Origin of the sequence: Celeribacter sp. (assembly GCF_048270365.1) — a bacterium.
In the GTDB taxonomy this organism is placed as follows: Bacteria; Pseudomonadota; Alphaproteobacteria; order Rhodobacterales; family Rhodobacteraceae; genus Celeribacter.
This window is the reverse complement of record NZ_JBLWTA010000013.1, coordinates 75301-91782: the sequence shown is the minus strand read 5'-3', so window position 1 is coordinate 91782 and position 16482 is coordinate 75301. Positions and strand designations below refer to the sequence as shown.

Sequence of the window (16482 nt, the reverse complement as noted above, 5' to 3'; positions counted from 1 at the left end):
CCGAAAGGCACCTAACGTGACCACGCTGACGACCTATCACAAGACCGAATACCGCTACGGCGAACCCGTTCTGCTTGGACCTCATCGGATGATGCTGCGCCCGCGCGAAGCCCGGGACCTGCGGCTGGTGTCGCATGAGATCACCCTCACGCCCCATGCCGATATCACCTGGGCCCATGACGTTGCGGGCAATGCGGTCGCCACGGCACAGTTTAATCAGCCGAGCGACCATCTGATCATCGAAAGCCGTGCCACGGTCGATCTGACCGCCGCGGTCTGGCCGGTATTCGCCATAGCGGCGGAGGCGATCAGCTTTCCCTTCCTCTATTCAGGCGACGACTGGGCCGACCTCGGCGCCCTGACGGCGCCACAATATCCCGACCCTGACGGCAGGTTTTCCAGCTGGGTCGAGGCCTTCATCCTTAAGCGCCCCACGGATACGTTGTCTCTGCTCAAGGATATCGCCAACGGGGTGTCGACGCAGATCGCATATCAGGGGCGAGAGATGGAAGGGACACAGTCGCCGCTGGAAACACTTTCCCGCGGTTGGGGCTCATGCCGTGACTTTGCGGTGTTGTTTGCCGAAGCCGCGCGCACGCTCAGTTTCGGTGCCCGCATCGTTTCCGGCTATCTCTTCGATCCCGAAATGCGCCTTGTCGGGTCCGAGGGGGCGGGGTCCACCCATGCCTGGGCCGAAGTCTTCATTCCCGGTGCCGGCTGGGTCGCGTTCGACCCTACAAACCGGAGCGTCGGATCAAAGAACCTCATTCCCGTGGCGGTCGCCCGTGGCATTCATCAGGTCGTCCCGGTCACCGGGAGCTTCACGGGGCGGGGAAACACCCAGCGATGCATGACCGTCGAGGTGCGCCACGCGGTCATCGAATACTGATCACCGCCCCCCCGGTCCGCAGCGACCAATCAAGGAGCGCCCTGCGTCGGTTTTCGGGGTAGAGTGAGAACGAAAGACCACATATTGCGCGACGTCAGGACCTCTCCGCCGTCAATGCAATGGAGACTCCGGAATGACACACCTGCCCACCTACGAGCCTTATCTTGCGCTCGCGCTTCTTCTGGTTCTCTTCGCGGGCTTCCTTTACGAGCGGTTCGCCCCCGAGGTGACGGCCGCAGCGGTCGCGGCGTTGTTTGTCGTTTTTGGACTGGTGCCTCAAGACACTGTTCTGTCGGTTTTTTCGAATCCCGCGCCGATTACCATCGCCGCAATGTTTATCCTCAGCGGCGCCCTCGTACGCACCGGGTTACTCGATGTACTGGCAAACCGGGTCGTAGCCGCCGCCGGCCAGCGCCCCATTGCGGCAACGGGCGTGTTTCTGGCTTCGACCCTCGTGGCCTCGGCACTCATGAACAACACACCGGTCGTGCTGGTGCTGATCCCGGTCGCCATACGACTGGCCCAAAGTCTGGGCCTCGCAGCGACACGTCTGTTGATCCCGCTCTCTTACATGGCGGTGCTCGGCGGGACTTGCACGCTGATCGGAACCTCGACCAATCTGCTGGTAGATGGCGTTGCGAGAGAGATCGGGCTGACGCCCTTCTCGATTCTGGAAATCACACCGGTCGGTCTGGTGGCCGCGGCTACCGGCGGATTGACCCTGCTGCTACTCGGACCGCTTCTGCTTCCCAACCGCAAGGATCAGACGGATCTGGGTGCGGCAGGTGAGGCGGATTTCCTGACCGAGTTGCGCCCAAAGGATGATTTCTGGGGGCTGGGTCACGCCTTGGGGGATATCGATGATCTGACCCGCCCGGGTGTGACGGTAGTCGGAATACGTTCCGGTGCAGAGGTTAGGCGTGACGACGTGCTCGATCACATCCTTGCCGCTGGTGACCGGCTGATCGCGGTTATCCGCACCTCCGAACTGCTGACGTTGAGAAACAGGAAAGGATGGGATGTCGGACTGCGTCAGGGGCCGACAGCCGGGGATAGTGCCGAAACAACAGTCGCGGAGGCGATCGTCACGCTCTCGCATCGCAGCCGCGGTGTACGGATCGCGCAGCTGACCATCGGGTTCAGGTATGGCATGCGTGTCCTGGGGGCACATCGTCATGGGGAAAGCCTCGGCCCCGACCTCTCGACCACGCTCCTCAGACCTGCGGACAAACTGCTATTGGAGGGAACCGACGAAAGCTACGAGCGCCTGATCGAGGCCGGGGACCTGGCTGGCGTCACGATGGCCGGAGGGCGCCCCTTTCGACGCGGCAAGGCCCCGCTCGCGCTTGCGGCACTGTTTGCGGTGGTGGCCCTGGCCGCCATCGGTGTGGCGGACATCAGCCTTGTTTCCCTCGTCGCCGTGGCCTTCATCCTCGTCCTGCGCTGCATCGACAACGATGAGGCCTGGAGTTCCATCGACGCGGGCGTGCTCGTTCTGATCTGCTCGATGCTGGTGGTCGGTGCGGGGCTGCAGCACTCGGGCGCGATTGCCTTGATCGTCGGTGCCATTGCCCCGCCGCTTGCGGACATGCCCCCGATCATCGCCCTGGCCGCGGTCTATCTGCTCGCTTCGACCTTGACGGAGGCGGTCACCAACAGTGCGGTCGCGGTCGTCGTGACCCCTCTGGCGATCGGACTGGCGGTCCAGATCGGGGTTGATCCGCGCCCCTTCGTTGTCGCAGTCATGTTCGGAGCGAGCGCAAGCTTCGCGACCCCGATCGGCTATCAGACCAACACACTGGTCTATGGTGCGGGCAACTACAAGTTCACGGACTTCATTAAGATCGGCCTTCCAATGAACATCATCGTGGGAGCCGCCGCAGTTCTGACAATTCCGGTGTTCTTTCCTTTCTGAGACAAGTGATGAAGGCGCCATCTTGGATGGTCCCAGAAGAGTCAAGAGCTATAGCAAGAAACCTTCGCTCGGAAGCGGAGTGCCGCAATGGAGTCAGAGATGTTCTTTCGGTACATCGTCGATGGCCCGCGCAGGCCCATTGTCCTGATCCACGAGCTTGGTCATTGACCTGCCCCATCCTCTTCGATCAGCCGTGCCAGATCACCAAGCGTGCGCTCGATGAGTTCCTGTCGCCGGGCATCACTGGCTTCGGCGGTTTCCGAGTAGCGCCGTATCAGATACTGCGCTTTGAGCGCTGCCTCGTGCCAGTTGGCGGCAGGTTGGGCGAGGAGCTGTACTTCAAGTTCCTCCTGCCGCAAACGGAGCGCTCTTTGATCGGCTTCGAAATCCTTCAGGGAGTGTCGCCGGATATCCGCGGCGATCCGGCCTTCGGCGCTTCGCCTTGTATCGAGGTCAACCGGATCGTCGGTCATCGCTATTGTCTCCCTGGCATCATCGTTCGACCAACGCTTCGGCCCCTGCACGGGCAGGGCCAGCCCCTGCACCTGACGTTTCTCCTTCCATTGCCCTCAAGTATCCGAAGAGATCGCTGTCGGTCGTGAGAACAAGTGTCGTTCCGCCCGCGATCATATCCTTGTAAGCCTGCATGGTTCGCGTGAACGCGTAGAATTCAGCGGCCTCGGGAGTGATGTTGTAGGCTCTTGCATAGATGTCCGCCGCCGAGGCATCTGCCAGGCCCCGGATTTCTTCCACCTCCCGGTAGGCTTCAGATTGGATCTTGTTCAGGTCGCGCACGCGGTTGCCGCGGATACGCGCGGCTTCGCCATTGCCTTCGGACAGGAAACGCTCGGCGATCTGACGTCGCTCCGAGATCATGCGATCATAGATCTTCGGACGCACGCTTTCGTTGTAGTTGATCCGCTTGAAGCGGATATCGAGGAGTTCTATCCCGAAGACACGGACCTTCTCTGCGGCAGCCGCGAAGATCTCCTGCTCCACCATTGCCCGCCCCTTCTGAATGGGAACCAGCGCACCGATGTCTTGCGCGCGTTCTTCATCTGTCAGCAGCGTGTCCCGCAGCGGCACCCTGCCTTTCGTTGTTCGAATGATCTCGATCAGCTCGTGCTTGGCGACGGCATTGCGGGTCTCGCTGCCCAGAATGTCGTCGAGCCGCGATTGCGCGCTGCGCTCGTCGCGCAGGCGCAGGAAATACTGCAACGGATCTGTAATTTTCCAACGGGCGAACAAGTCCACGGAAATATAGAGCTTATCCTTGGTTGGCATGTCCGAAGGGTTGCCGTCCCACTCGAGAACCCGGCGATCGATCCGATTGACCTCCTGAATAAAGGGGAGTTTCAGCTTGAGGCCGGCTGTCGTGGTCGGTTCTCCAACGGGTTTGCCGAATTGCGTTATGATCGCCTGTTCGACCTCGCCAACCGTGTAGAAGGCGCCCGGGACGGTCACGACAACCGCAACGGCGAGACCTGCAAGAACTCCAGATTTCAATTTCACGGTTGATCCTCCCGGGCCCGGTCGAGCGTCAGAAGCGGCAGAATGCTCGCGGTCGAGCCATCGACGATGATCTTCGATCCGATCCCTGGCAGCACGTCTTGCAGGGTCTCGATATAGATGCGCCGTCTCGTGACTTCGGGCGCCTTCACGTATTCGGTCAGAAGCGCGGTGAACCGTGCGGCGTCGCCTTCAGCCTCGTTTATGCGTTTCAGGCGATAGCCATCGGCCTCCCGGATGCGCTGGTCTTTCTCGCCCTCGGCCAGTGGAATGACTTTGTTGTACTCGCGACGCGCTTCGTTGATCAGGCGCTCCTTCTCCTGCTGGGCCTGATTGACCTCATTGAAGGAGGCCTGAACCGGTTCGGGCGGGTTGATGTTCTTGAGCTGCACCTGATCGATGCTGATCCCCATCGCATACTTGGTCGTCAGCGCCTGCATCTTCAGAAGAGCTTCGCTTTCGATCTCCTGTCGGCCTATGGTGATGACCTCGTCGACCGTGCGGTCGCCGACCACCTCACGCATAACAGACTCGGAAACATAACGAAGCGTCGCGCCCGGCTGACGCACCTCGAAGAGGAATTTCAGCGGCTCCGAAATCCGGTATTGCACCACCCACTCCACGAGAGCGGCGTTCAGATCGCCGGTTACCATCTCGGTTTCGCGGCGGCCATCGACCGGACTTTGAAACGGATCACTCGCGCCCGGCGTTGTGAAGCCGAATTCCTGTTTCAGCTGACGCTTCACGGGAACCAGCGTCGCCAAATCGATCCCAAGCGGAAATTTGAAATGAAGCCCCGGCGGAACCTCAGCGGTGTATTTTCCAAATCGCTGGACGACTGCGACGGAGTCGCTTGGAACGGTATAGTAGGACGACCAGGCTACAACTGCGAAAAAAGCAACGGCCCCCACCACCGCGATGCTCGTGGCGGGCGGCAGCCCACCTGGCAACAGGCCACCCAAGCGCTCGCGACCATGGCGAAGAATGGCATCGATCTCTGGTGGAGCACGCTTCTGTCGGGTGTTCCAAGGCCCTTGATCTTCCGGGCCGTCATCATGAACAGGCATGTTGTTTTCCTCTTTTTCTACCACAGCCAACTCAGGGGAGACCGGGAGCCGAAGTGTCGGCGTGCATACTACGGCGCGCGGCTCAATTTGACCGCGGCGGCATTCCTTCGTTCTCCGCAGCCTGAATCGCAGACTTGTCCTGCGGAGTTCTAGCTTCCCGGATGGGTGTCACGGTATCAGAGCCGACCTCAGACGAACGTTTGCCTGAGTAGAGATGCCGAAGCTGCATTTCAGAGACACCGTCGGCCTGCATAACCAGCTGCACCATCGGGTCGGCCAACATCTCTTCGAGGAAGAACTCCGTGAGTTCTTTCCCGGTAAGTTCGTCTTTTGCCTGGGCCGCATCGAGGTCGGCCAGAGAAACCATCAACGTCCTTGACAGCCCAGGATGTGAAGTTCGCGGACGCAGATTTACCAGAACCGAGGCCTTCCAGGCATCGGGGTTGCGGTCATCGGGCGGCGCACTCAGCTCGGTTTCGATGTCATAGGTTCCGGCCGGCAGCATTTCGTCAAAGCCCGGGACCTTGAACGGTCTCGAAAAGACCGCAACGCTCTTTAGTTTGGGGTATTCCATCTGCGTCCTCCTTTTTCAGTCAATACGGTGATCTCATTTTCTGCCAGCGGCCTCCCTTTCATTGGAAGAACTACTGATCCAGAGCCTTGCCTCAGAAAGGATCAGAGCCGTACTCGTCGGATGGCCGAATCTCCGAGGCTTCGTCGAGATAGCGGAAGAGCGTTTCGCAGAAGGTGCGCCGAACCGAATGGCAGAGCTTCGAACGGCGCAAAATCGATTCCCCCCGATTTTGGGCGCTCCTGAACGGAAACTCGGGGGCCTAGCACAGATATGGGGATTGGCACCCTAATTTACGATGGCCGGCCACTTAGATTGAGGCCCGATCAGGTCACTTGATCGGTCCAGACCCGGAACTCCAGCAGCGTGTTCGGTCCGAAGGTCTGCGTCAAAGGTACATCGGCTGCATCCCGGTCGCGCGCTATCAGGATCCTCGCGGTGCGCCGCGTGTTGTTGCGCGGATCGAAGACCCACCAGCGACCATCGAGAAAGACTTCCATCCACGCGGCAAAATCCCCCGGCGGATGCGGCATAGGTTCACCGATGTCGCTCAGATATCCGGTGCGGTAGCGGGCCGGGATGTTCATGCAACGACACAGCGCGATGGCGAGATGGGCAAAGTCGCGGCAGACACCCTGCCTCTCGGCGAGGGTCTGCGACGCGGTGCGGGTCGCCTTCGCCTGCATATAGTCGAAACGGACATGCCCATGCACGAAATCGCAGATCGCCTGGACGCGTGACCATCCGGGGTCCGTGGTCTCGAAAAGGCGCCACGCCTCCTCCGACAGAAGGTCGGTGTTGCAATACCGGCTGCCCTGCAAAAACACGAGCGTCTCGAAAGGAAGATCCTGAACCGCGTGCTGCCGCGCGCCGGGCATCGTGGGATCAGGCTGGCCCGTGTCGCGGAAGATGCCATCCTGCGCAAGCACGGGGAAGGCGAATGACGCGATCACACCGGCCATAGCTGCCGTAGTCGCAATCAGGCTCGCCAGAGGTTGCCTCATCGCCGCTTTCTCCTTGACGGACCAGAGTCCGCGGGTTGCCGCGGGTCTTCGATAACCCTAGCGTCAGCGTTCCGGTCAACCGTCGAGCGGGCAGTGGCGGGGAGCCTCTGGAGTTCGATCTCGATGGCATGCCTTCGTTCTCGGCCACCTGGATCGAGAAGTCCTGTGGGACTGTCGGATGAGTACTAACGGTCATCGGGGCGACAATTTGTGCAAGGCCGCAGCGGCAAGAGCATGTTCCTTCTGGTGGTAGTCGCCGCGGAACTTGCCGTCGACCTGCACTTCCCAGATGCCGTTTCTTTCGCTCACCTGAACCCCACTGCGCTGCGTCGGCCGGTTCATGGAAGAATCTTGTGCTCCTCTGCTTTTCGGCGGCACGGGTTTCATGTCGGTCATTTCCGGCTCCTTCGCCTTTGGCACGCGCGCTTCTCCGAGGAGCATCACGGCGCGAATGAATTCTGCCGCGTAGTCGTCGGTTTCGCGGTGGTCGTGTTCGTGCCTGGCCATACTCATCGGCTCGACGAAGCGTTCTCGAAGGTGGTCCACGAAACGCGGCTCGGTACGGGCCATGTAGGCGATCAGAGCTTGCAAGATCCGTTCATGAGCCAGCACACGCCGTTCGAGGTCGGTGGTCTCGGGTGAAGCTATCGGCATGGCGCGGTTCATCCTTCATCGACCGCGCTTTCCGGGCGCTCCGGCAACGAGTCAACATCAAGGGCTGCGAGGCAGGCCTGCGCGATATCGCGGTTCGGAGCATCTGTTCCGGGCACCGTCGCCCAGCCCGCCTCCATAAGGGCATCGCGCCGCTGATAGGTCGAGGCGGCCCGGATCGTTTCAAGCTTTTCGGCCCTTGCTGGGTCAGACTGTGCCATCTCAAGGCAGACCGGCACCATGGAAGCGACGACATCGTCTTGGGACATCGCCATTGCCCTTTCGTTCGCGGTTCCGCCGGTCACCCAGCCGCCCCAGGTAAAACCGACCACGCCGACGAAAACCGCACCGATCACGGCACCATAGATGCCGGGTTTGAGCCATTCGGGAGTATTCATTTCAAGTCCTCCTGCGGAGAAGGCGCCGCCTCGCCGTGATTGTTCTTCTCAGTCGCGGCCCGATCCCGGCTCAGCGCCTCTTTCAGGTCTCTGTCGGAAATCGCCCGTAACTCTGTGCGTCCCGCATGACCGCCCCTTCCGCGCACCGTCAGGTAGGTCGCCGTCCGGCGATACGCCTCGAAACTCAGCCCCTGAAGAAGCTCCTCTTCGACGAGAACTTCGTAATCGCCCGCGGGCAGATCGCCCGGGTATCCCGGCAAGGTGAACGGGTTCGAAAACGTCACCGTCGATCTGGTCGACCGCATGTTCATCTCTGGTCTCCGCGATGTTGGTAGATCCGTCGCTCACCACTGTTGACGGCCCCTTGGAGTCCGGGACGGACCAGTCGAACGATTGAGTGTCTTGTACCTCGGGATCGTCCGACTGGTGCTGACGCATGTTAGTCTTGGGCACCGAACCGGCTACCTTCCCGAGTGGGCAGTCGTCCGCACTGACCTGTGTAAGGGCGGGGAGACCGCCCTGCGCGTATCCTTTGGGAAACGGGGGCGATCTGCGTTCCTGCAAACCTTGAAAGGATTGGCAATGGCCGACCCCAATGTTCTCAACCCGCACCCGCCCGAGTTCGATCGGTTTCTCTATGCGTCGGTCGGCGAGGACCGGAACGGCTATGCCGTGACTGTGCTCTCCACGCTCGCGCGGCTTGGCCTCGATCCATGGAATGAAACAGCTGAACTGGTCACGCTGGGGCGCGACGCCGCGCGGGCACGCTTGGGAACGCTTCTTGCCCGATTTCGGGACGTTCCTGCGCTCGCAAGCGATCACCGCAAGGTCGCACGAGACCTGAGCCAGCTGCTTCCCGAAGGCCGGGCGTCAGGTAGCCTGAAGCGAGCTGCCCCGACGGTGACCGGCGACCGCCCGGGGACAAGCGGAGCGATCTGGGCGGTGCTGACGATCATCTTTGTACTGTTTCAGATGTTCATGGTCGGCGGGTTGGGGTCAAGCGAATGACCTCACGAACCACAACCTTGGGCAGACCGGCACATGCGGCACACAAGTCCGGCACGCTATCGCCTCGCGAACAGGGCGTTCTTTGGGACATGGAGGAACAGTTCTGGACAAGTGGCGCCGATAACGCGCGGGCAACGACTGCGTCCAACGCCGTCATGGTCTTCCCCTATCCCCCCGGCATCCTCCAGGGTGACCTTATTTGGAACCATCTTCGGCAGAGGACTGGCTGGCGCTCCGTTGTCATGGCCGAACGGCGCGTAATGCGGTGTCATGACATCGCCATTCTCACCTATCGCGTCTCGGCAGAAAAACCCGATGTGCCGACCTACAAGGCCCTCTGTGCCTCGACCTACCTCAACGATGACGACAGATGGCTGAGAATTTCCCACCAGCAAACTGCGATGATGGAACGCCGACAAGGCAATCGACCGACCACAGACGTCGGGACTAACCTGCCTCAGTGCGGCGAGGGCTGACATTGGTTAGGTTAGAAATGCCCGCCGAATGTGTGGTGGGTTTTTTCCGAGTACCAGAGAAGCGTGTGGACGTGCCAATCCCCAAAGGGCTGGCATGTCGGCGCGCTTCTTCTTCTCGGAGTGTCCAGGAAAGGACAATCCCAATGACTCCCGAACAGACCAAGACTGCCGAGAAGATGACCTCCGTGAAGGCCGCGTGGGACAAGGCGCCCTCCGGCCCGAAGAAGGACGCTGCACTGAAGCATTACAAGGCAGCCGAGAAGGCCAACACCGCGAAGAACGACGCCGAGACCAACAAGGAACTCGATGCGGCGACCCACGCCCTCGCTTAACCTCCGGCGTCTGATGTGATCACCGGGGCCGCCTGCCGAGCAAGAGAGGGCGGCCCTCTCATTTCAGGAGCGGCCCGGTCTGATCCAGATATGCCGGATCGAACTCGGCAAATTCCACCAGCCCGCCATAGTCGTGAAACGTCACGCGGCCGTCCCGAAAGGTCACCAAACCACTCTCGCGAAGCTGCCGTAGGACGCGGTTCACATGGACCGCGCTCAACCCCAGCGTATCGGCGAGATGGTATTGCGTCAGAGGGCAGTCGAATCCTTCCTTGCTGCCTATTCCAACCAGCGCAAGCCTCGATCCCAGTTCGAGCAGGAAATGCGCCATTCGGGCGTCCGCATCACGTCGACCGATCCCGACGAGATGCTCCACGACCATCGCCTCATCACGCGACGCCGCCCAGAGGATGGCCGTCGCAAGACGCGGCGTCCGTGCGAAGGTATCGAGAAGATCGCTCGCCAGCACTTCGGCGGCCACGATGTCCACTATAGGTTCGAAGCTGTGATCCGACGTGCGCAACAGGACGCTGCGCAATCCCAGAAAATCCCCCGGCACCTGGAAATCGACGATCTGCCGGGTCCCGTCGGCCTGCAGCTTGTAGGAGCAGACCCAACCCGACGACAGAATGTATGCGGCCTGGGCCGATTGGCCCTGATGCACCATATCACGCCCCGAGACGAAGGAGCGGCGACGCTGGTGCAGTCGTTCAAGGACGGCCAGTTCGACCTCCGACAGAGCGACGAAGGCCGAGAGCTTGCGGGTCAAAGGGCTGTGTTCGGCTGATGTCATGGAGGCTCCTCGCGTGTCGTGACCCAGGAGCGGAAATCGGACCGGACACTGCTCTGGATCAGTCCAGCATAGAGCACTTCCTGCGAGAAGTACGGATGTATCTGAACCTCGCCTTCCACGGGGATCAGGATGCCAAGGAAGGTAACTCAGATGCCCACAGTGAGCGAACATGCAGGCCAGGCCGCCCTGTCAATCTGCGAGGCGCTCCTGCTTGCCTTGAACGATCGCGGACTGCTGCCGGAGCACGAGATCGTGGGGGTTCTTCGCGACGCCGCAGCGACCCATGAAAATGCCGTTGGCACCGAACTCGAAATGGAAATGCACCGGGCCGTCGCCGAAATGATCAATTCGATCATAGCTGGCGGGAACTCCTTTCGACGCCCGTGATGCAATACCGCGGCGGTCTGATCCGCAATCTCGAAGAATAGCCCCACCAGGTTGTCGCCGCCTTGCGCGCAGCGAAGCCGGGCATTCGAACAAGGCACTTACGCCCGACAATCCTCGACAAGGAGCACGTCGATGTCATTCACTCCCCTCCACGACCGGGTCCTAGTTCGCCGCATTGAAGGCGACGAGACGACCAAGGGCGGCCTCATCATTCCAGATACCGCCAAGGAGAAGCCTCAAGAAGGCGAAGTTGTCTCCGTCGGCGCTGGGGGAAGGCGCAAGGACGGCGAACGCATCCCGATGGACGTCAAAGCCGGCGACCGGATCCTGTTCGGAAAATGGTCCGGCTCAGAGATCAAACTCGATGGCGAAGACCTTCTGATCATGAAGGAGGGCGACATTCTCGGCGTGATCGCCTGAGCCCGAAACCTTTCCGTCAACCCCAGTCTCAGGAACTCACACCCATGTCCGCCAAGGAAGTTCGATTCAGTACCGACGCCCGCGACCGAATGCTGAAAGGCATCAACACGCTGGCAAATGCCGTCAAGATCACCCTCGGCCCCAAGGGCCGAAACGTCATTCTCGATAAATCCTGGGGTGCGCCGCGCATCACCAAGGACGGTGTGACCGTCGCCAAGGAGATCGAGCTTTCGGACCATTTCGAGAACATGGGCGCCCAGATGGTCAAGGAGGTCGCGCAGCGCACGAACGACGAGGCCGGCGACGGAACCACCACGGCAACCGTACTCGCCCATGCGATTGTCCGGGAAGGCATGAAGTCGGTTGCGGCCGGCATGAACCCGATGGATCTCAAACGCGGAATCGACAGGGCGGTGGCCGCAGTCGTGGCCGAGATCAAGACCATGTCCCGACCTGTGGGCGATAGCGACGAGATTGCCAAGGTCGGCGCCATTTCGGCCAATGGCGAAGTCGAGATCGGTCGGCAGATCGCCGACGCGATGGCCAAGGTCGGCAAGGAAGGCGTGATCACCGTCGAGGAAAATAAAGGGTTGGAGACCGAGACCGAAGTGGTCGAAGGCATGCAGTTCGACCGCGGCTATTTGAGTCCCTACTTCATCACGAACGCCCAGAAGATGGTCGTCGAGCTGGATGACTGCGTCGTCCTGCTTCACGAGAAGAAGTTGACCTCGCTCGCCTCAATGGTGCCGTTGCTGGAGGCCGTGATCCAGGCCGAGAAGCAACTGCTGATCGTGGCCGAGGATATCGAAGGCGAGGCGCTGGCGACGCTGGTCGTCAACAAGCTGCGCGGCGGATTGAAGGTGGCGGCCGTCAAGGCACCGGGCTTCGGGGATCACCGCAAGGCGATGATGGAAGACATCGCCGTGCTGACGGGCGGTCAGGTGATTTCCGTGGAAATGGGCACCAAGCTGGAGAATGTCACCATGGACATGCTCGGGTCCGCCAGAAAGGTCACGATCACAAAGGATGACACGACGATCATCGACGGTGCCGGCGACAAGGATGCGATCGCGGCGCGCGTCACACAGATTCGCGCGCAGATCGAGGAAACCACTTCGGACTACGACAAGGAGAAGCTGCAGGAACGGCTGGCCAAGCTTGCCGGAGGAATCGCCGTGATCCGGGTCGGCGGGGCAACCGAGATCGAGGTGAAAGAGCGCAAGGACCGCGTCGACGATGCGCTCAATGCTACTCGCGCTGCGGTTCAGGAAGGTGTCGTGCCCGGTGGCGGCGTGGCCCTGGTTCACGCTGGCAAGGTGCTGGCGACGCTGACGGGCGAGAACGGCGACCAAGATGCCGGGATCAAGATCGTCCGCCGCGCGATCCAGGCACCGCTGCGCCAGATTGCCGAAAATGCCGGGGTCGACGGATCGGTCATTGTTGGCAAGGTCATCGAGAACGACAGCCGGAGCTTCGGTTTCGACGCGCAGGCCGAGGAGTACGTCGACATGCTGAAGGCCGGTGTCATTGATCCGACGAAAGTCGTCCGGTTCGCACTCGAAAACGCCGCATCGATCGCTGGGCTATTGATCACGACCGAAGCGATGGTCGCGCAAAAGCCTGAGAAAGCAGGGGCCGGTACCGAAATGTCCGACATGGGTGTTATGGGCGGGATGATGTGAGCGCCCACTTCTAACGGGCAGGGCCCGTGGGGCGCCAAATCGCAATCTGACGAAGACCAAAGACGAGAACGGCATCAGAAACAGAAATATGGATCAGGAGGATCTAACGTGTCAAAAGGTGACAAGAAGCGCGGTAATAGAGAAGCGAAGAAGCCCAAAAAGGTGAAGGAAAAGGTCGTCGCAGCAACCGACTTAACAAAGGGCAAACCTTTGACCAGTCTTGGCGAGCACAAGAAGAAATAATCGCTTGTGGACGTCCCACACGATGAGCTGAGCCGCCTTAAGGCTTGCTTTCCCTACGTCACATCTTCCTCGCCGTGAAGGCTGTCTAGTCTCTAGCCGAGTGACCCGCGGTGTCGCTCGGCAGCGGATAAACAAGACTGTCGAAGCAGGCACGAGATCACGAGATCGAAATCTGAACACACGCTGCACAGGAAATTCTTTAGTCCACCGAAATTGTAACTAAATCGCTACGATCAATCACGAAAGCGACGCCGATTCGGCGCTGCTCTACTCCGTCACAGTTGGTTGCGAGTTGATTTGAACCTACGGATCTAAGTCATTGATATTGATAGAGCCGAATGAACAACAAATTCTCGTCGCTCACCAAGCCACTGAAATTAATTTGGTTTCTCGAGATAATTTGTTGCGGGGGAGGGATGTGAACCTGCAATCCTTTGGCTATGAGCTTGTTACCCCAGCATCCACCAGCTGCTCCCGATCGGGAAGATCGCGAAGGCTCTCCAACCCGAAGGCAACAAGGAACTGCTCGGTGGTGACGAAGGTATAGGGGGCCCCTCGCCGGGGCGACCTTGGCCCAGTCCCGATCAGGTTGCGTGCATGCAGCCGCCCGATCAGGTCGCGACTAATCTCCTTGCCGAAGATATCCTTGAGCCCGTCGCGCGTGATCGGCTGGTGATAGGCGATGGCCGCCAGGACAGCGACGTCGAATTCACTCAGGTCCAGCCGTTGATCCCCGACATCTGCCGCCGCGCGGATCGCGGGGGCGTAGGTGGCACGCGTGCGGAACATCCAGCCGCCAGCAACGTGGGCGATCTCGAAGGCCCGGCCCTCGAGATCAGCGGCCAAATCCTCGACCAGCAAATCGACCGAGGCCCCCTGCCCCACGACCCGGGCCAGATCCTCGCGCGGGACCGGCGAGGCCGAAGCAAACAACACCGCCTCGATCCGGCGCATCCATTCCCGCCAGCGCAGATCGGGTGGCAGGTCGGACAACTCGCGATCCAGTTCGGGGTCAGAGCGATCCTTCGCCATCGCTACACCCCGTAAAGCCGGAAGGTGTCGCGTCCGGTGAGCTCGCGCACCGCGCCCAACTCGACCAACCGATCGCAAAGCCGCCGCGCGGCTCGATCCGGCAGCGGTAGCGCCGCAGGGGCCACCGCATCCCGCGTCAAAAACATCGCAACCGCTTCGCCTGCCCCTTTGGCCCGAAGTTTCGGTGCAATCGCCCTGAGATGCGCCGCCCGGCGCGTGAGATCGGCGGCAAGTGTCAGAACCTCGGGCACCGCAGAAAGCACCGCGCGATGGCAGGCCTCGACCAAATCTTCGCCCGTCGCATTAAAATCCGCCCGCTTCACCCCGAGCGCGAGCAACGGCAAGACATGCGTGGCCCCCATCCCCTGAGCGAATGCGGCGTCGGCCATGATCAACGCCGCGGCCCGCGCACGGGGTCGCTCTGTCAGCACGGTCTCCAACACCGCCGCCGCCCGTCGAAGCGGCACCCCCTCTCCCGCATCGAGCCACACCGCGACATCCATCGCATCAAGATCGGGCAAAGCACGATGCAGACCCCGCGAGGACACAGGCCGCTCCACTGCCCGACGCCATTGCAAATAGACCTCTCCCGCAGGGCCGGGAAGGTCTCCGGGACGCAACAAATGATAGCTGTCGCGCAGATCCGCAGCCCGCTCAATCCGACCGGAAAAAGCCACACAGGCCTCCGCTGCACGCAACGCAAGCCGTTCTCGCAACAAGGCATGGGGCACCTCGGGCTGCCCCGCCACCAACTGCAGATGTCCAAGGGCATAACCCGACAAAAAAGCCACATCTTCAAAGGTTTCAGTTCGCCGTGCGGTGACCCAGCGCGGCAAAGGCACTATGGTTCTCGGGTCTGATGCGATGTCTGGCGGAGTCATTTTCATGACCGGAGCCTAGACCAGCGCGGCGCTTTCTTCCAGAAAATATCCCTAAAACCGCCGCAGTTTTTACGATCATATTATGTCCAATACATTTGCATTATCGGACACAATAGTTATAGGCTCCGAAACATGGCCAAAACACCCGCAAACCCACCGCCTAAAGACGTGGAAATTGACTTGCCCGATCACGTGGCAGGATCAGGTTCGCTTGAGCGCCTGGTGAAAACCGCGCGCACCTATGCGGAGGCCACCGTTGCGGAGAACACAGCAAAAGCCTACGCCGCCGACTGGGCGCATTTCTCGCGCTGGTGTCGGATGAAAGGAGCGGACACCCTGCCCCCCTCACCGGAACTCATCGGCCTCTATCTCACCGACCTCGCACATCCCTCGGACAAGACCGCCCCTCTGACGGTGGCAAGCATCGAGCGTCGCCTTTCCGGTCTCTCATGGAATTACGCGCAGCGCGGCCTGGCTCTGAACCGCAAGGAACGCCACATCGCCCGCATCCTCGCGGGCATCAAACGCAAACACGCCCGGCCGCCGGTTCAAAAAGAAGCGATCTTTCCGGAGGACATTCAGGCCATGGTCGCCACCCTGCCCTATGATCTGCGCGGGCTGCGGGATCGGGCGATCTTGCTTTTGGGCTATGCCGGTGGCTTGCGCCGGACCGAGATTGTCTGCCTCGACGTGCACAAAGACGACACAGAGGACAGCGGCGGCTGGGTCACGATCTATGAGGAAGGTGCGCTCCTGACACTCAATTCCAAGACCGGTTGGCGTGAGGTCGAAATCGGGCGCGGCTCAACTGACGCGACCTGCCCAGTTCATGCGTTGGAACAATGGCTGCACTTCGCGAAGATCGGCTTCGGGCCTGTGTTCGTGCGCACCTCCCGCGATGGCAAACGCGCTTTGGAGGATCGCCTCAGCGACAAACACGTCGCGCGTCTCATCAAGCACACGGTTCTGAAAGCAGGCCTGCGCGCAGAGCTTCCGGAAAAAGAGCGTCTCGCGCTGTTCTCCGGTCACAGCCTTCGCGCGGGTCTGGCAAGCTCCGCCGAGGTCGACGAGCGGTACGTTCAGAAACACCTCGGCCACGCCTCGGTCGAAATGACGCGCAGGTATCAGCGGCGGCGGGATCGGTTCCGGATCAATCTGACGAAAGCCGCCGGGCTTTAAACGCTAGATCGGAAAACGAAAAAGGCGGCCACTTGGACCGCCTTT

The 16482-nt window shown here is 60.7% G+C and carries 21 protein-coding genes; 10 read left to right on the top strand and 11 right to left on the bottom strand.

Annotation, left to right across the window (positions count from 1 at the left end; all coding sequences use genetic code 11):
• Nucleotides 1-16 precede the first annotated feature (16 nt).
• A complete protein-coding gene (locus tag ACN0X0_RS16975) occupies nucleotides 17-889 on the top strand; it encodes a transglutaminase family protein (protein WP_417280122.1) in 873 nt (290 codons plus the stop codon).
• 133 nt (nucleotides 890-1022) lie between these two features.
• Nucleotides 1023-2804 (top strand): SLC13 family permease, encoded by a 1782-nt coding sequence (locus ACN0X0_RS16970; protein WP_417280121.1) that lies wholly within the window; start codon nucleotides 1023-1025, stop codon nucleotides 2802-2804.
• 161 nt (nucleotides 2805-2965) lie between these two features.
• On the opposite strand, the gene ACN0X0_RS16965 is transcribed toward ACN0X0_RS16970, so the two are convergent.
• The 8 genes from ACN0X0_RS16965 to ACN0X0_RS16930 form a co-directional block, all read right to left on the bottom strand.
• On the bottom strand, nucleotides 2966-3277 hold the full coding sequence (locus tag ACN0X0_RS16965) for a hypothetical protein (RefSeq protein ID WP_138865809.1): 312 nt from the start codon (nucleotides 3275-3277) through the stop codon (nucleotides 2966-2968).
• 19 nt (nucleotides 3278-3296) lie between these two features.
• Complete coding sequence (gene hflC / locus ACN0X0_RS16960) at nucleotides 3297-4316, bottom strand: protease modulator HflC (protein WP_417280120.1); 1020 nt, start codon at nucleotides 4314-4316, stop codon at nucleotides 3297-3299.
• Nucleotides 4313-5380, bottom strand: coding sequence for an FtsH protease activity modulator HflK (hflK, locus tag ACN0X0_RS16955; RefSeq protein WP_417280119.1), 1068 nt, complete (start codon nucleotides 5378-5380; stop codon nucleotides 4313-4315). Before hflK ends, hflC begins: the two co-directional genes overlap by 4 nt.
• 82 nt (nucleotides 5381-5462) lie before the next feature.
• Entirely contained in the window at nucleotides 5463-5954 is a 492-nt protein-coding gene (locus ACN0X0_RS16950) for a hypothetical protein (RefSeq protein ID WP_417280118.1), read from the bottom strand.
• A 323-nt stretch (nucleotides 5955-6277) separates the two neighbouring features.
• Nucleotides 6278-6955: a transglutaminase-like domain-containing protein gene (locus tag ACN0X0_RS16945; RefSeq protein WP_417280117.1), complete on the bottom strand. Its 678-nt coding sequence runs from the start codon at nucleotides 6953-6955 to the stop codon at nucleotides 6278-6280.
• Between the two features lie 192 nt (nucleotides 6956-7147).
• A complete protein-coding gene (locus ACN0X0_RS16940; protein ID WP_417280116.1) occupies nucleotides 7148-7621 on the bottom strand; it encodes a hypothetical protein in 474 nt (157 codons plus the stop codon).
• Nucleotides 7618-8004: a hypothetical protein gene (locus ACN0X0_RS16935; protein ID WP_417280115.1), complete on the bottom strand. Its 387-nt coding sequence runs from the start codon at nucleotides 8002-8004 to the stop codon at nucleotides 7618-7620. Before ACN0X0_RS16935 ends, ACN0X0_RS16940 begins: the two co-directional genes overlap by 4 nt.
• The gene (locus ACN0X0_RS16930; RefSeq protein WP_417280114.1) at nucleotides 8001-8309 is read right to left on the bottom strand and encodes a hypothetical protein; all 309 of its coding nucleotides are present in this window, start codon (nucleotides 8307-8309) and stop codon (nucleotides 8001-8003) included. Before ACN0X0_RS16930 ends, ACN0X0_RS16935 begins: the two co-directional genes overlap by 4 nt.
• Nucleotides 8310-8586: 277 nt before the next feature.
• Between ACN0X0_RS16930 and ACN0X0_RS16925 the strand changes: the two genes are divergently transcribed.
• The 3 genes from ACN0X0_RS16925 (at nucleotide 8587) to ACN0X0_RS16915 (ending at nucleotide 9820) form a co-directional block, all read left to right on the top strand.
• A complete protein-coding gene (locus tag ACN0X0_RS16925) occupies nucleotides 8587-9012 on the top strand; it encodes a hypothetical protein (RefSeq protein ID WP_417280113.1) in 426 nt (141 codons plus the stop codon).
• Entirely contained in the window at nucleotides 9009-9488 is a 480-nt protein-coding gene (locus ACN0X0_RS16920; RefSeq protein ID WP_417280112.1) for a hypothetical protein, read from the top strand. Before ACN0X0_RS16925 ends, ACN0X0_RS16920 begins: the two co-directional genes overlap by 4 nt.
• Nucleotides 9489-9631: 143 nt before the next feature.
• Entirely contained in the window at nucleotides 9632-9820 is a 189-nt protein-coding gene (locus ACN0X0_RS16915) for a hypothetical protein (protein ID WP_417280111.1), read from the top strand.
• Nucleotides 9821-9878: 58 nt separating this feature from the next.
• Here the strand turns inward: ACN0X0_RS16915 and ACN0X0_RS16910 are convergent, their stop codons facing one another.
• A complete protein-coding gene (locus ACN0X0_RS16910) occupies nucleotides 9879-10613 on the bottom strand; it encodes a Crp/Fnr family transcriptional regulator (protein ID WP_417280110.1) in 735 nt (244 codons plus the stop codon).
• A 150-nt stretch (nucleotides 10614-10763) separates the two neighbouring features.
• Here ACN0X0_RS16910 and ACN0X0_RS16905 point away from each other — a divergent pair, with 150 nt between their 5' ends.
• The 4 genes from ACN0X0_RS16905 (at nucleotide 10764) to ACN0X0_RS16890 (ending at nucleotide 13345) form a co-directional block, all read left to right on the top strand.
• Complete coding sequence (locus ACN0X0_RS16905) at nucleotides 10764-11000, top strand: hypothetical protein (RefSeq protein ID WP_417280109.1); 237 nt, start codon at nucleotides 10764-10766, stop codon at nucleotides 10998-11000.
• 132 nt (nucleotides 11001-11132) lie between these two features.
• Nucleotides 11133-11420, top strand: coding sequence for a co-chaperone GroES (locus ACN0X0_RS16900; RefSeq protein WP_417280108.1), 288 nt, complete (start codon nucleotides 11133-11135; stop codon nucleotides 11418-11420).
• Between the two features lie 44 nt (nucleotides 11421-11464).
• Entirely contained in the window at nucleotides 11465-13102 is a 1638-nt protein-coding gene (gene groL, locus ACN0X0_RS16895) for a chaperonin GroEL (RefSeq protein WP_417280107.1), read from the top strand.
• Between the two features lie 108 nt (nucleotides 13103-13210).
• The gene (locus tag ACN0X0_RS16890) at nucleotides 13211-13345 is read left to right on the top strand and encodes a hypothetical protein (protein WP_417280106.1); all 135 of its coding nucleotides are present in this window, start codon (nucleotides 13211-13213) and stop codon (nucleotides 13343-13345) included.
• Nucleotides 13346-13783: 438 nt separating this feature from the next.
• Here ACN0X0_RS16890 and scpB read toward each other — a convergent pair whose 3' ends face one another.
• Nucleotides 13784-14377: an SMC-Scp complex subunit ScpB gene (scpB, locus tag ACN0X0_RS16885; protein ID WP_417280105.1), complete on the bottom strand. Its 594-nt coding sequence runs from the start codon at nucleotides 14375-14377 to the stop codon at nucleotides 13784-13786.
• Between the two features lie 2 nt (nucleotides 14378-14379).
• The gene (locus ACN0X0_RS16880; protein WP_417280104.1) at nucleotides 14380-15264 is read right to left on the bottom strand and encodes a DUF1403 family protein; all 885 of its coding nucleotides are present in this window, start codon (nucleotides 15262-15264) and stop codon (nucleotides 14380-14382) included.
• Between the two features lie 126 nt (nucleotides 15265-15390).
• Between ACN0X0_RS16880 and ACN0X0_RS16875 the strand changes: the two genes are divergently transcribed.
• A complete protein-coding gene (locus ACN0X0_RS16875; RefSeq protein ID WP_417280103.1) occupies nucleotides 15391-16437 on the top strand; it encodes a tyrosine-type recombinase/integrase in 1047 nt (348 codons plus the stop codon).
• Nucleotides 16438-16482 lie beyond the last annotated feature (45 nt).